Source organism: Paraburkholderia sp. PGU19 (assembly GCF_013426915.1).
In the GTDB taxonomy this organism is placed as follows: domain Bacteria; phylum Pseudomonadota; class Gammaproteobacteria; order Burkholderiales; family Burkholderiaceae; genus Paraburkholderia.
In genome coordinates this window covers 749,471-763,458 of record NZ_AP023183.1, presented here as the reverse complement: position 1 = coordinate 763,458, position 13,988 = coordinate 749,471, and the positions used below count along the sequence as shown (strand labels likewise).

Below are 13,988 nucleotides of genomic sequence, written 5' to 3'. Positions count from 1 at the left end.
TCTATAGGATCGCGGCCGTTACGGCGCGGCATGTAAATAATCTTCGGGGAACATTCCATGCAACAGCAAAAGGTGGCAAACCGGGCGCGTCTCATCAAGTTCGGCCGGCTCAAGAAGCAGTCCGGCGAACTGTCGCTCATCGAGGCAGGCGCATACATGGCGGGGGCGGCACTGCTCGCGATCGCCGTCATCAAGGGTAGCGCGTACGTTTATACGACCATCAAGTCGTCGCAGTTCACCAGCGAAGCGCAGATGTTCCATACGGGCATCCTGAACGCGACGCAGAACGACGCGGATTTTGGGGCGGAGACGTTGACCACGCTCGCGACCAACCGCGCATTTGATGCGGCCGGTGCGCGGCTGGCATCCGACAAGTCGTCGTTGAAGGGCATCTTCAACCAGCCGGTGACCATTTCGGTTGGCTCGCTCAGCACAGCCAACGACTCCATCATCATGTCGTATCAGGTGCCGACTGCCGTTTGTGCGATGAGTGTCGCGGCGCTAACCAACACGTATTCGCAGGTCGCTGTTGGCGCTACGACTGTGTCAGGCCCAACGACGACGTTCAGCAGCAGCGTGGCGGGCTCGGCCTGTGAATCGGCGGGCGCGTATGCGACGCTGCAGCTTTATACGTCGCGTACGTGATCGGGCCAGGCGTCCATGGGCAGCCTACTCGAAATGATGTTCGTGCTGCTTGGCGCGGCGATTCTGACGATGCAGGGCATCAAGGAAGACGTCGCGCACAAGCGCGATACGATGCTTGCTGTTGAAGGCCAGAACGAAGCGACGCTCGTCACAGCCTACGATAGCTGGATCACCGACAACTTTGCATCGCTTCTGTCGCAATACACCGCGTCAGGCAACAACGCCACGTTGACGCCGCCAACGGTCGACCAGCTTAAGACGGCGGGTAATCTCAAGCAGGCGCACAGCATGGGCCCGTTCTGGGGCGGCGGGTATGCGGTGTCCATGACGATGGTGCCGGCGGGCTGCACACAAGCGGCGGGCAATTGTCATGTCTCGTTTGCGCTGTATCCGACGCAGCCTCTACTGAAGGGCGGAAAGGCAGACATCGCGGGAGCCGCGCAGATCGCCGTGGCGGGTTCAAAGCTCGCTGGAACGAGCCAGTTCGGGTACTCGAATGCTCAGGCGCCCGGCACTATCACCGGCATCAATGGTTCGTTCACCGCCCCGAACCCGCTCGGATCGAAAGCCGCATCGATCATGGCCACGAATGGTCCTGATTCGGACGGCAATTCGATCTATATCCGGCGCGACGGCAGCGTGACATGGACGGGCGACCAGGACGTCAATAACGTCAGTCTGAAAAACGTCAACGACATCAAGGCGCAGACGATCGAGGCGAGCGGGGCGGTGACGGCAGCGAGTGTGACGGCAACGGGCGCGATAAAGGGCAACACGGTGACGTCGACCACCACCCTTCAGGCAGGGAACATCGCTTCTCCGCGCAGTCCATGTTCGCCGAATGGCGCGATCGCGAACAACAGCGATGGGTCGGGACAGCAATTGACGTGTCAGTCAGGTATCTGGCTCCCAAATGGCGGGCGTGTCCTGCGTATGGGATACAACCCGGTTTCCGACGGCGGGATCGTGGCGAAACCGTCGTGTCCAGCAGGCGGGACCGCCATTGTGGAACTCACTCCCCAGAACTGGTACGTGGACCAGTCTGCCTCCGTGAACTTCAACGCCTACGACAACGGGACCTACTGGATCGTCCGTATCACAAACGGGCCAGGCGCGGGCATCCCGGGGTTGGCCTACGCGGGAACATATTGCTCATATTGAGAAACAAAAAAATGAAGAGGAAAACTTCTCGAACGTCGATGCGGATAACGCTTCTTTGCTCGGTGCTATCTGCAAACATTGCAATGGCCGGCAACCCCGTAGTCTGCACGTCCAATTACTACGACGCGACCTGCACTCCGCATCTGACTCGCGCCTACCAGACGCCTGGTAATTTGTGTTCGACAGACCCGGGCTGGATAACGGTCACGCCGCCTCGTTGGATCGGTTCAAAGTTCAGCGATCCACAGTGCAGCTATACTCCGCCGCCGACTTGTCCGTCCGGATATGACCAGAACGGAGCGCCCTCGTGGAACGGGTCGTCATGGGTTGGGCTTTCGTGTCAACCTAGTGCACCTAAAGACCCAAGCAGCATTTGCAATGCACAAATTCCGGCTGATTACACGGCGACGGGCTCATGGAATGCTTATGATCTCACAGACCCAACCAACGCTCGGATTGCCGCACAGGCGGCTTCGGTCTACGGCATTCCAGCGTACACGAACGTTTTCACGCGTGCCTACAATGGGCCGACTTACTCGCTACCCTGCTACGACCGAAACAACTACGGTGCGTCGTGCTACGTCAATGGCTCAAACGTAGTTGGAGTAATCATGGCACAGGCTAGTTCTGCCAGCAGCGGCCAGTGCAATCACTAAAAAAAAGCGCCCTTCGAGGCGCTTTTTTTTCGCTGTGATCGATCGGTCAGCCGATGATGTTGCCCGTGGTGAAAGAGAAGCTGCGCGAGAACGCTGTGCCGTTGATTGTTCCGGTAAGCGATACCGTGTAGGTGGTGTTCGGCAGCAACGGCGTTGCAGGGTATGCAACTGCCTCGTACGCCAGGACCAGATGGTTCGGGTCCGTCGACGAATTCAGTAGCTGGAGCGTCGTGACCGTTCCGGACGTATCAGTCACGGTCCCCGCAGTGAGAACTACCTTGTCGGTGACATTTCCTGCAACCGCGATCGGCGTACCCCAGTTGCCCGACGTGTTCGGCGGTGTCGGCGTTTCGCCGCCGCTGCTATACGCAACGCCAGTGATACCCTGGCACGGATAGGTCAGCGGCATATTGCCCGGGATTGTTTGCTGATGCGCGAGTGTCATCGAGCCTTGAACGACCGGGAACCCGTTGAACGTGGTTTCGTTTGTACCGATGCCGATAGCCGATGCGGGCCAAACACCGACGCCAATGTGATAAACACCGGACAGCCAGCCATAGACCAACTGCTGACCGTACTGCGTCTCCGTCAGCTTTGCGTTCGTGTAATAACCCGCGCTTACGCCGCCGATGAACGAGTCGGAATAGCCGAAATGGGCGGCACGGTCGACATACGAGACACCAATGAACCCCGGCTTGCCGGAAACCTCATCGTCGGTGACGGTGCCGCCGTTTTGACCCATATACTGCGCGTGCCCGACGGCCGCCTGATCGAGCAGGCTGTTGTCTTGAAGGGCTGGGAACCCGCACTGTTGGCGTTGCTGGTTCAACAGATTGAAAGCGGCGAGTTGGGCACTGTCGGCTGCGTACTGCGGCGTGGTCAAGTTACCCGCAGTCGGGCTGCTCGCGGGCGTCGAAGGTGCCGCCGCCGTGCTGCTGCCACCACCGCCGCCACCACCGCATGCTGCGAGAGCAATAGCTGCCGCGATAGAAACCGAAGTCAATGCGAGTTTGCTGCTTTTCATTCTTAGGTCCTCGTGTTTAATGTGGCCGCGCCCCCGCGCAACCTTGATTTCATCTTATCGAGCGCAATCCAAAGTCAAGGCAGCGTCGGCCGAAACCTTCGAAGGCGCGAATACTTACCTCAGATTTTGCGTGCGAAGGCATTGTAAAGAGCGGTAAGCGGTTGCGGCGAGAGTGTCGTTGCGTAGGCGCAACCGATTGCTACTGGGGTGCCGAGCGGTTTTTCCGTCGGTTTATGCGGATCGCAATAAAAAGCGCGGCGAGCACCGTGCCCGCGATCGCGGGTTGCTGTTTGCCGACCGTTGTGAGCAGCAGTGATCCTCCCCACGCCATAATGAGGAAGAACACCAGATGTTTGAACGCCTTGCTGTCCAGCACGCGCAATAATCGGGCGCCGGATCGTTGCTCACACCGCTTCGCATATTGTTCGTTGGCTGTTTCGAGGTCGAACGTCTCGGGCATCGCCTGACGCTCGGTTCTGTAATGGCGCTCGTAGTGCGGGAAGCGAGCGTCGCCACGGCCTCTGAGCCACGCCGCGGCGCTGTCGCCAAAAAGATAAGCGAAGTCCTGCATATCAGTGCATCACGTCCGCTGTGAACTCCACTACGCCGATCACACCCGGGATGCATTGGCCGTCGGCTTCGGCGTGGAATTCGCCAGTTTCAATATCGCGCCAGCCGAACTGGACGCGGCCATCGTGCGAAAAGACCACCAACCCAATCTGAACCGCGAAATCCTGATGCATGGCGCGACCTCCCTTAATGTGGTTGCTTGCGCTTGCTCACCTGGCTCTTTGGCGAGAGAAGGTAGTTGCAGCCGGGGCAGCTAAAGTCTTTCGCCAGTTCGATCTTTCCCTCGCCGTTGGACAGGACATAATCGGTGCCGCAACCGCGACAGGCCGCCATCGTGAGGCGTGAGTCGAGCGCCATCGCTCGCGTCAGATGGTTTCCGCGATCTGCGGTAATCACAAGACTCTTGCCGAACGTCTTGGCCATGATGTCGTTCGCCGCAATCAGCGCTTCGGGAATATTTCCGCCGTTGTCCAGGGCGCTGCGGTACAACCACACGTATGTCGTCGCCTGGAGCCGATGAACCGATTGTTCGACATACCAGGTGAGCGACGTTGGGTTGCATCCGCAGGGAGAGCTAACGCCGTGGATGTGCTTATATGTGGCTCGAGCCTTGCCCGGATTGAGGTTGAAAAGATTTGTCGCAGTCGAAGCTCGGCAGCCTTGTGCCATCATCATTCGGGCGAAAACTTCCTTGTCGCTGCGTTCAAGCCGCAGATCCGTCCAGGCGTTCTGATAAGGCAGCGATGCGGTGCTGACGGGCGACGTGTGCATCAGGTAGTGCGCAACGGTCTCTTCGGTAAGCCAGCCAGCGCTAAATTCCATCCAGAAATTCGCGTCGTGGAAACGCCACCGGAACAACGGGAACTTGATTGCGCCGATCGCGTTGTCGAGTCGCGCCATCGGCAGCCCTTTGAGATACGACGCAAGTTCCCTGGAAATGCCGAGCAGAGGGATCGCGGCGACGTTCATGTGCAACACGTCCTTGAGCAGCTGGACGTACGCCTGATTGTAGTGATAGATGTCGCGGCTAGTGATTTGATCCACCCGCGGCATCTCTCTGGTTAGCCTCTCGACGTTATGTGAGTCCATTGCGCCGTCGACGAAAGTCTCCCAGTCGCGTGGATCTTCAAGCACCGGAGCAAGCGCGACAAACGGGAGATTCATCAGCGTTGCCTTCGCGGCGGCATGCTGCCGGAAGGTGTCCATGTTGGCGAGCGAGACGCCAAAGATGCTTTCGAGCTCGGAATGTCCGGCGAGCGCAAGGAACATGAAGTCGGTAAGCGAAAAGTTCGTACGTTGGATCTTTTCAGCCAACCACGGGGTGAGCAGTACGTTGCGTGCTTCGGTGCTGAGAGCTTTATCAGTAGACATTTTTGTTCATTCTTCGTGTTGATCCGGCGCCCGGTCCAAGGCGCCATTCGCTATCGCATCGGTCTATTACCGTTGCAACGCTGCTTCGATTTCGGCGACATACTTGCGCAGTTGCGCAGCCAGGGCCTCAAGCGCGGGGTCGTACTGCTTCGGATCCGTGGATGCCAGCACAGCCAGTTGGAACGAGCTCATCTTGCCGCTGACGTCCTCCCAGGCGGCGGTCAGCGCTTCAAGAGAAGTGTGCACTGCCTTGTTGGCAATCAGTTCGGCTTGCTGACGCCTGAGTTCCGCCTCGATGTTGACTTGTTCGTCTTTGAGGGCCTGCGTCCTCCTCTTTGCCTCTTCGAGTTCATCGAGCGCTTCCATCACCGCTTGCTTGGTTGTTTGATAGCCTGCGGGAAGCGTTTCAACGGGAACTTCGACCTTTTCCACTTTCGCTGGCGCATTCTGGGCAGCAACAAGTTGCTGCGAAAGCTCCTCGAGCTTTTTGTTTTTGGCAGCCAGTTCCTGCTCCATCGCCGGATAGCCGGAAGTGCGCTCGGTCAGTGCGGTGCGAAGGTTGGAGATGCTGCTTTCTTTTTCGGCAAGATGACGCTCGTAAGTGGCAAGCTGCTCCCTGAGGTGCTGGCTCTCGCGCTCAGTGACCTCAAGTTGCGTCTTGTGGTCCTCAAGTATTTCGTGGATGTTCTCCAGTTCGCGGGCGGCGTCTTCGACTTGCTCGTCCTTGAGCTGCAACTCTCGCAGCAGCCTTTCGACGTCATCCCGTGTCATCTTCTTGCTGGGGTCCTTAAGCTCTTCGGCTTCCCGTTTCTTGAGCTTGATGGCGTCGATCTGCTCGTCCGTAACGTCTTTGGCGGCTAGCAGGTTCAGTTCCCCATAGCTGAAGATACGGATCGCTTCAGCGTCGTCCGCAAATCGTTGGTGACAGCGAATGTAGCCACGAGCGCTGGGCTGTGTGATACCCAGCACCACCTTGAAGAAGTCAAAGCAGAGTTGCGCTGCCTTCCGGCGCGCAGTGAGTGTGTCACCGACCTTACCGGTGTGATGAGTGATGGCCATGTTGACCATTTGCTGAAGGTTGCCGCCGAGGATGATCAGTTCCTGAATGATCTTCGCGCGTGACTCTGCAACCGACAGCATGTGCTCAACGAGCTTCGCGATGAAGTCGCTGCCTTCGGGCCCCGAGCCAAAGATCTCGCGCGCGGCCGCCGCGATCCTGTCGCGCGTCACTGCGTTCGGGTCTTGCACACTGAAGACAAACTCAGTCATCGGATCGAACGAGACCAGATCCGCGGCTGAGGCCGTGTCGTCGTCTTGGTACGTGTTTGTCGGAACCATCCTGTGAACTGGCGCTCGGCTCGAAAGCCTCAGGTCAGTTCTGGACGTCTTGCCATTTTGCATTCTTCTCTCCAGAAGTTGAAAGGACGACCACCCTCGTTGTCGTCGTTGAAAAGAGCATTCGCCCTAAATCGAAGCGTTGCTTCGCTAACTCACTTATTGTTTGTCTATTGCCCGGCCAAGCCGGCTAACCGTAGGGCGTGACAGGCGGTCCGTCTCACACGCCTGGAGCAGTGCACTGATGGCCTTGAACTCGTCGACGAAGCCGTTGACGCAATTTGTAAGAGAGAGTAACGCGTTGAATTCGCGCCCAACCTGTGAAAGACGACGTTTTCGCACCGTCTTTTGGTGGAGGGCTGGTCCGGCTCTCCCTGTTTTCGAGAACAGAAGTTATAGATAACGGTTTCATTTCTGAAACATTTAGGGGCATTTGACATTTGTAAAACGATTACTCTAATGCTAGGCGGTAAGTTTTACCTCGCAACCCGGGCGCGGTGGGCGTCCATCGCCGCAGGGGACGTTTCGATCAGAACCGCGATTCCCTCGGTAGCCTTCTGCACGTCGATGGATGGAATCCCAGCGTAGCTGTCGCGTCGCGCGCGCAGCCAGTGCGGCAAGTCGCTGAGAGACAAAAGGTCGGAATCGAGCGCGGGGCTGAGATGTGCATCGTCAGACACGAGCAAACCTGCACCGGCGGCGGGCCACAGCGAGGGAAGGCGGCTGCGGAGAAAGGCGACCTTCGTCCGGTTCTGCTCCAGCGGCGATCGGCGGTCCTCTGCCTTGCCGTCGCGATCTGTCCTCGTCAGGAAGCCGGGAACCGAGGCAGGACTGATATAGCCCGACCAATTCTTGGTCTCGAACACGAAGATGCCAAACGGGGTAACGGCGAGGTGATCAATCTCGGCGGTGGGGAAGGCCGCGCCAGGCGCGTGCTCAATAATGATCGGCCCGTTGAAAAGATGGTAGTCAGCGCCGCAGAGAGCGGTCAGGCTGTTACGCAACGCGGCCTGCGCTTTCGCTTCGCCTGCTTCTCCGAGCGCCGAGCTGCGGTCCGTGGGTTTTCGCCGGAACAGGTCGCCAAACGACGGACGTTTTTTTCGAGCGACGATTTGCCACGCGGCAACTCCCAGAAGAATCTCAAGAAACATTGCTGCCCCATGCGTTGATGATGAGATCAGCTTGACACGACTATTTCGAAGTCAAGGAAGCGAAAGACGCCGGACTCGTATTGCAAAGGCGAAAGCACACCTGTTTTCTGAAGCTTTTCCGCCGCCGGGTCGACTGGCGATGCGTAAAGTCACTCTTATCCCGCGTCTTGGACGCATCGACTCGAGTTTGTTGGCCCTGTGACGTAATGCGGCCGCGCTCTATCCCCTGTTCGCTTCCGCCGATAGCTGCTTTTGTCACGTCTTAACCGAGCCGTGAGGAAAGCGTCTCTCCGCGCGCCCGATTTCCCTGCTCACAAGGGCATCGAAACGGTCCAGTGCCTTCCAGCCTGGACATCCCCTAGTGCGTTAATTTTTCTGGAGAGAGAAATGCCGAAGCAGTTCTTGATGAAGGCGACTCGTTCGCCCATGTCGTTTCTCGCTGTGTGCTTTGCGCTTTGGCTCGCGGCACATTCATTTTTCGCCGCACTCTTTGTCGGCTTCCTCGCGATTAAATGGATCAGATCAGCGATTCGCGACGCGTTGAAAGACGAGAAAGAGACGAGCGATACAACACCGGCAACGCCGACGACTGCCAAGCCTCAGGCCGAAGCGGTCCCGACGGCGGCTGTAACACCTATCAAACGACAGTACGCGAAATCGCCTGTCGTTGTTCCTCTTAAGACCGGCACCGACGAATAGTCGAGTCGCCTCAACAGCACGGACGCCCTTCCAGGGCGTCTTTGCAATTCACCCCAACGGGAACCCTTCCCGTTGCGGGGCATGGGTTTCCCGCTTCTCGGAGAAATCCCATGGAAACAGAAATCGCGGCATGGCAGCTCGACATGTTCGGCGGCGAATTGCCGGTCGTTGTTAGATCGCCCCTCAAGCCTGATCCGTTGCCCGATCCACAGTTTTGGAGCGAAGCGGTGCGCGAGAAGATGGTCGATGCACTGGTAAGCCTTGCGAGGGACAGCCGTCGGGGCGACAACATGCCCGAGTCATTGGCGGACTGCTGTGCGCTGATCAGCGAGAGAATTCGAAACTGTAAAAAGATCGACTTGGAGGACTATCGCGCAACCCTTGGCTGGGTGATGGAATTCTGGGACGGCGCCCTGCCGTACCGTTACGTATGTGAGATCAGTGGTTACCCTACCGATACGCTGCAGGACATCATCATGGAAAATCCGCTGCTCAGGCGGGACATGGAAGAGGTTCGTCGTAGCTGCTTCGGCTCCTTGCTGTAGGAGAGCCGGAGATGACAGCAACGACATTCGGCAAAGTCCTGAGCGGACTCTTTGGCCTTCGGGAGCCAGTATCAGCGCCGGCAGCGCCCGCACCGGTAGTGGTAGGGCAAGGGGGCCGCAACGAGCGTCAGGTCGTTATCGCAGGCGAGGCGCGGCTGTTCCGCGACGAAGGCGATGTAGTCGTTCAGTTTCGCCCGGCCTTCGATTACCAGTTGCGCGACACGCCTGTCGGCATGAAGCTCGTACCGTCACTCGAACCTCACTGGGCCGTCGTTGACGAACATCCCGGCCCGCTGAGGGACGCGATCGCTGCGGCGATCAAGGCAGCGGCTTCGCCGGTCGCCCGGGAGCGTGAGGCCGCAGAGGCAGAGCGTCCTCGTGCACCTGTGCAAGTCAAGGCAGCTACCACGCCGGTCGTGATCGAGAATGCGGCACCAGCGTTGGCGCCGTCCACGAAAGCGTCGGGGCCGCATCGCACGGAGCGTCCGCACTACGGCGTCATAACGGAGTGGGGCGAGCGCGAGTTCCCCGATGGAAAGCGTCCCGGCAAGACCTACGAGTCGTTCTGCCTGACGCTAGAGAACCGTGGACAGACCCGCCTGCTGCAGGGCGAAGGCCTGCGTGACGCAATCGCCGAGACGCACTGCCTCATTGGTGATCGGGTCGAAGTCCGGCGACTCGGCAAGACGAAGGTGCCTGCAGTCAATTCGCGCGGGGAGCCCATTCTTGACGGAACGGGCGCTCAAGTCCTGTGGGACAAGTGGCTGTGGTCTATCAAAAAGAAGTCGTGATGGACATTCAGAACATCTGATCCCGAACTCTCTCACCTTTGTTCCTGTATCTGCTCACCTTCGCTGCCTTGACCATCCCTCACGGGTGGCTGGGCGCGAAGTGTGGGTTTTTCTTCCTCGCATTTTTCAGTACTCCAACCGGCAGCGCCCGTCCTTGCTGAGAAAAGCCGTTCCGCGTGACCTACGCGTGACGGACGGCTTTTCTGAGCAACGGTTTCACCGCCTGTAAAGGCATCGACCTCAACCACACCACTACTGGAGTGACATATGAATGTTAAGGACCTGAAGCTGTCCCCGGAACAGTGGGTAGCGTTGCTCCAGAAGTACGGAGTGCCCGCAACCTCATTGACCGGAAAAGGCGCGCCTTGTCCGATCTGCGGCGGTAACGACCGCTTCACATATGACAACAAGCGCGGCCGCGGCGACTGGGTGTGCCGCAAGTGCAATGAAGGAAGCATGAAGGCCGGCGACGGCTTCGAGCTAATCTGCAAGGCAGCGGGGATCACTTTTCGAGAGCTGATGCTCGAGCTCGACGGCGGGCAGTTGCCGGCGCGCGATACGCCGCGATTTTCTGGTACTGCGCCCTCGCCCGGTCGAAAGGCCGATCCGGCATGGGCCCGAAAGCGGCTGGAGTCGATGTGGAGCAGCGCCGTGGTGCACGGGCACGACGATCTCGTGTCGAGGTATCTGCGTGCGCGAGTGCCCGGTCTCGACCTTCCGTCGTCGCCGGCGCTCCGTCTGGCAATGCTCGAATATCGGCACGAAAAAAAGGTCATTGGAAAGTGGCCCGGCATTCTCGCCAGATTCACGCTGCCCGATGGACGCCTCGGCACACTTCACAGGACGTTCCTTGATCGGTCTAAGCCCGCGAAGGCAACGATCATCACTAACGATGGCGAAGTCCTGCCTTCAAAGATGAATGACGTGACGCTGCACAAACTCAACGGCGGCGCAGTCCGGCTGATGGATCCCGTCAACGGCGAGATCGGCGTGGGAGAAGGGCTGGAATCGGTGCTCGGCGCACACATGCTTTTCGGCGTGCCGGTGTGGTACTGCCTCAACCGTGTGCTGCTTTCCGACTTCGTTGTTCCTGAAGGCTATGGAATTCGCGTAGTGCACATCTTCGCGGATTTTGATGCGGTTGATCCGAAGACGCGAAAGTCTCCTGGGATGGCTGATGCGCTGGCACTTGCGAAACGGCTTCGCGCCGACGGCTATACCGCCATCGTTCACCGCCCGAAGGTTCGCGGGACTGACTTCGCGGACGAATGGATGACGTCATGTAGCAAGCCTCGCGGGCCAGCCGTCCCTGTGCGGCTCGGCAGCACGCGCGAGGCGCTGCACATCTGATTGACAGCGGCTTTGTCCGCTCAGTAGTTGTTCTTAACCGCCCGGTGGGGATTCGTCCCCGCCGGGGCCGCAATCCCTCTGGGCCTTTCTCATGGAGAGAAGCATGTTCAAGATGATTGTTGGCCGGTTTGAGATTGTCGCTACTTCGGGTGTTGAAAACGGTTCGGTGCGGGTCGGCAAGTCGGAGGCGCAGGCTTACGATGTGATCGACCGGCGTCAGGCAGTGAATACGAAACCCGAAAAGGTCGGCCTGGATCTGGATGACGCGTGGACCTATTGCGTTCGCCATCAGGGTCGAACTCACGCTATTGCCTTGTTGCATTGACTCAACCCCATAAAGACAAACCCGGCTACGTGCCGGGTTTTTTTTCGACTGTACGGACCGCTCGTCCTTCTATCACCACCACCACGGCCGCGTCTTGAGTCGGATCACCGTCCGCAGAAGGTAGTACATCATGATAAGGAATGGGCGAAGAATTCCGATCGCCCAAAGAAAGGCGGTGCCGCAGATGAAAAAGACCCACACCGTGACATCGCAGGTCGGGAAGAGTAGGTCGATAAACATCAACCCCGCAAGGCCGACGGCGATAACCGCGCGCCGTGCGAGCGGATCGAGAGCCCGGAATCTCTCAAGCATGGTCGCGATCCTTTCGAAGCCACGAAAGCACCGCGCTGCGGAGGTGATACGCCGATTCCCACAGGGCAACACCGACTGCGACGAGGAGCCAAAAGCGCGCGGCCCGAGTCCAGTCCGCGTTAGTGAGTACGTGCAGGAGATCCATCGTTTCTACTCCGTTAGTGAAGCCCTCTATTGCGGGCCGATGACCTATCTTCGCAAATGTGGCGCGAAGTCAAGGACATCGGCCGCGACTAGAAGTCGGCGAACTGGTCGGCGATAGCGTCCGTGTTAAAACGCCGTGTGCCGGTGATCGCCGGCTCGGCAGCGCGGGACTCGAGCGGTTCTGACGCCGTGGCCGGGGCAGCATCGACAGAGAAGATCGGTGTGGGATCGCTCTCAACCATATCTGCTACTTCTGTTTTCGGCTGGGGCGTCGCCGGTTCGGTCATGCGCATGACCGGCTCCACGGAAACGCCGGATGCAACACGTTTCGCGTCCCTCCGTTGAGCGCCGCTCGCGCGAGCGCCCTGAGTGCGCCCGCGCGCATGCGCTCGTTGTCGAACTGTTTGATGAAGGCGAAAAGATCAGGGTCCGTCGCTTCATTGAGCGTGACTTTGACCACGGCCTTTCCAATCATGCAGCGACTCCCACCGGTTTGCGTTCGCGAGCAAGCGTTGCCTCACCAACGATCAGGAAGCCCTTTGCATTGGCATAGCAGGGAGCGTCGAGCACGTCGAGTTTGACGCGCGGAAACGCGGCGCGTATCGAGGCTTCGTACAGAGCAGCGCCACCACCGGTGAGGACGATCGAGCGTAAATCCGCGGTCCGGCCGACACGGTTTTGCATTTCCTTGACCGTGGCATTGATGATGGCCTGCGACTGTTCCAGATAGGGGATAAGGTCAACATCCTTCCCGTAGAACAGGAGCGGCTTTTTCTCGCGCAGGCACTTGTCGATCCGTTCGATGTCATCGACCGGTTCCTTCTCGCTCTTTGCGATCAACGAAGCAATGCTCTTGTAGACCTGAGATGCACCACCGGGAGCGCCGCCGCTGCGGCGGTCATTCATCGTGAAGCCGTGAGCGACCACCCAGTCAGTCGTGAAGTAGCCCACATCAATCACCAGATGGGCGTTTTCGCGATCGAAGCGGCTACCGCCGTACTCGGAGAACGATACGAGCGATCCTAGGGGTTGCGGCACTACCTTTACTGAGTGAACACGGATATCGCCATGGCCAAAGTTGAGCGTCCCGGTGAACGCATCGCGCAGATGCGCCGAATATTTGTTGATGGTGTGAACAGGGAGCCCCAGCACCATGCGGTCGACCTCGGTGACGCCCGCAAATTGGAGAGATCCCCCGAGTAGCGCTGCATAGTTCGACGTGAGGCAGAAGTCTTCCGATAGCGTTCGACCTGCATTGCCGTATGCGGAGGACAGTTCAACGCCTGGGCCAATCTCGTATGTCGCGCCGTCCACTTCGATCGGCAATACCTTGCGCGCGTGCAGCACGCCTTGTCCATAGCTCGAAACTGCCTCGCTCACCGCAATCGGCGTCACCGAGGGAAACATTTGGGTGGCAATGTCCGACCCCATACGGAATGCGCTTTTCGTATTGCCGTAACCGACGTCGACTGCAAATACCGATACCTTCATGGGCTCTCTCCAGAGTTGTCTATCAATGTTCACTGCGCGTTCGGCCCCAGCAGGGGCCAAGTACGGGCCAAAGATCGTTGTCGCAATGACGGCTTCTGTTCTTGGTCCCTGCTGGGGCCAAGTACGGGCCGAAGAGTCGCTGCCGCAATGACGTCTTCTGCTCTTGGGGCCGAGTTGGGGCCAACGTTGGCCCCACAACCGCGAGTGACGTTCCAACTCTATCGGCTGACGATCAAAGTCAAGGAAGCTAAAGCTCGCAACATTTAGGGAGCTTTAGCAATTTCGGGAGGGGCGAGCGCAGCTATTCTCTTCGTTACCCACCGCGCGATCAGCGCATCGACCTCCGAGTTTCACCATTGAAGGGATCGCTTTGCCTGGCGAAAACCCTTCCTGTCACAGGCCGCATTCTGACGCGGCC

The 13,988-nt window shown here is 58.6% G+C and carries 17 protein-coding genes; 7 read left to right on the top strand and 10 right to left on the bottom strand.

Features of this window, described 5'->3' with window-relative positions:
• Window positions 1-57 precede the first annotated feature (57 nt).
• Together H1204_RS50615 and H1204_RS50610 are read left to right on the top strand one after the other, a co-directional pair.
• Entirely contained in the window at window positions 58-645 is a 588-nt protein-coding gene (locus H1204_RS50615; RefSeq protein ID WP_180736626.1) for a type 4 pilus major pilin, read from the top strand.
• Between the two features lie 15 nt (window positions 646-660).
• On the top strand, window positions 661-1,806 hold the full coding sequence (locus H1204_RS50610; RefSeq protein WP_180736625.1) for a hypothetical protein: 1,146 nt from the start codon (window positions 661-663) through the stop codon (window positions 1,804-1,806).
• Between the two features lie 702 nt (window positions 1,807-2,508).
• Here H1204_RS50610 and H1204_RS50605 read toward each other — a convergent pair.
• The 6 genes from H1204_RS50605 to H1204_RS50580 all read right to left on the bottom strand — a co-directional run bounded on the left by H1204_RS50605 (window position 2,509) and on the right by H1204_RS50580 (window position 7,913).
• A complete protein-coding gene (locus H1204_RS50605; protein WP_180736624.1) occupies window positions 2,509-3,486 on the bottom strand; it encodes a CAP domain-containing protein in 978 nt (325 codons plus the stop codon).
• Window positions 3,487-3,685: 199 nt separating this feature from the next.
• Window positions 3,686-4,057, bottom strand: a complete 372-nt coding sequence (locus tag H1204_RS50600) for a hypothetical protein (RefSeq protein WP_180736623.1) — start codon at window positions 4,055-4,057, stop codon at window positions 3,686-3,688.
• 1 nt (window position 4,058) lies between these two features.
• Window positions 4,059-4,229, bottom strand: coding sequence for a hypothetical protein (locus tag H1204_RS50595; protein ID WP_165778933.1), 171 nt, complete (start codon window positions 4,227-4,229; stop codon window positions 4,059-4,061).
• Between the two features lie 13 nt (window positions 4,230-4,242).
• Entirely contained in the window at window positions 4,243-5,427 is a 1,185-nt protein-coding gene (locus H1204_RS50590; protein WP_180736622.1) for a FlhC family transcriptional regulator, read from the bottom strand.
• 66 nt (window positions 5,428-5,493) lie between these two features.
• A complete protein-coding gene (locus tag H1204_RS50585; protein WP_180736621.1) occupies window positions 5,494-6,828 on the bottom strand; it encodes a hypothetical protein in 1,335 nt (444 codons plus the stop codon).
• Between the two features lie 410 nt (window positions 6,829-7,238).
• Complete coding sequence (locus H1204_RS50580) at window positions 7,239-7,913, bottom strand: nuclease-related domain-containing protein (RefSeq protein ID WP_180736620.1); 675 nt, start codon at window positions 7,911-7,913, stop codon at window positions 7,239-7,241.
• Between the two features lie 387 nt (window positions 7,914-8,300).
• Here H1204_RS50580 and H1204_RS50575 point away from each other — a divergent pair, with 387 nt between their 5' ends.
• The 5 genes from H1204_RS50575 (at window position 8,301) to H1204_RS50555 (ending at window position 11,623) form a co-directional block, all read left to right on the top strand.
• The gene (locus tag H1204_RS50575; RefSeq protein ID WP_028366956.1) at window positions 8,301-8,612 is read left to right on the top strand and encodes a hypothetical protein; all 312 of its coding nucleotides are present in this window, start codon (window positions 8,301-8,303) and stop codon (window positions 8,610-8,612) included.
• 110 nt (window positions 8,613-8,722) lie between these two features.
• Window positions 8,723-9,157 (top strand): hypothetical protein, encoded by a 435-nt coding sequence (locus tag H1204_RS50570; RefSeq protein ID WP_180736619.1) that lies wholly within the window; start codon window positions 8,723-8,725, stop codon window positions 9,155-9,157.
• A gap of 11 nt (window positions 9,158-9,168) precedes the next feature.
• The gene (locus H1204_RS50565) at window positions 9,169-9,948 is read left to right on the top strand and encodes a hypothetical protein (RefSeq protein ID WP_180736618.1); all 780 of its coding nucleotides are present in this window, start codon (window positions 9,169-9,171) and stop codon (window positions 9,946-9,948) included.
• A 267-nt stretch (window positions 9,949-10,215) separates the two neighbouring features.
• Window positions 10,216-11,298, top strand: a complete 1,083-nt coding sequence (locus H1204_RS50560; protein WP_180736617.1) for a primase-helicase zinc-binding domain-containing protein — start codon at window positions 10,216-10,218, stop codon at window positions 11,296-11,298.
• A 103-nt stretch (window positions 11,299-11,401) separates the two neighbouring features.
• The gene (locus tag H1204_RS50555) at window positions 11,402-11,623 is read left to right on the top strand and encodes a hypothetical protein (protein WP_180736616.1); all 222 of its coding nucleotides are present in this window, start codon (window positions 11,402-11,404) and stop codon (window positions 11,621-11,623) included.
• Between the two features lie 72 nt (window positions 11,624-11,695).
• Here H1204_RS50555 and H1204_RS50550 read toward each other — a convergent pair whose 3' ends face one another.
• The 4 genes from H1204_RS50550 to H1204_RS50535 form a co-directional block, all read right to left on the bottom strand.
• Complete coding sequence (locus H1204_RS50550; RefSeq protein WP_180736615.1) at window positions 11,696-11,935, bottom strand: hypothetical protein; 240 nt, start codon at window positions 11,933-11,935, stop codon at window positions 11,696-11,698.
• 233 nt (window positions 11,936-12,168) lie between these two features.
• The gene (locus H1204_RS50545; protein WP_180736614.1) at window positions 12,169-12,372 is read right to left on the bottom strand and encodes a hypothetical protein; all 204 of its coding nucleotides are present in this window, start codon (window positions 12,370-12,372) and stop codon (window positions 12,169-12,171) included.
• Entirely contained in the window at window positions 12,363-12,554 is a 192-nt protein-coding gene (locus H1204_RS50540; RefSeq protein WP_180736613.1) for a hypothetical protein, read from the bottom strand. Before H1204_RS50540 ends, H1204_RS50545 begins: the two co-directional genes overlap by 10 nt.
• On the bottom strand, window positions 12,551-13,570 hold the full coding sequence (locus tag H1204_RS50535) for a PRTRC system protein D (RefSeq protein ID WP_180736612.1): 1,020 nt from the start codon (window positions 13,568-13,570) through the stop codon (window positions 12,551-12,553). The genes H1204_RS50540 and H1204_RS50535 overlap by 4 nt, the downstream gene beginning before the upstream one ends.
• Window positions 13,571-13,988: the final 418 nt, after the last annotated feature.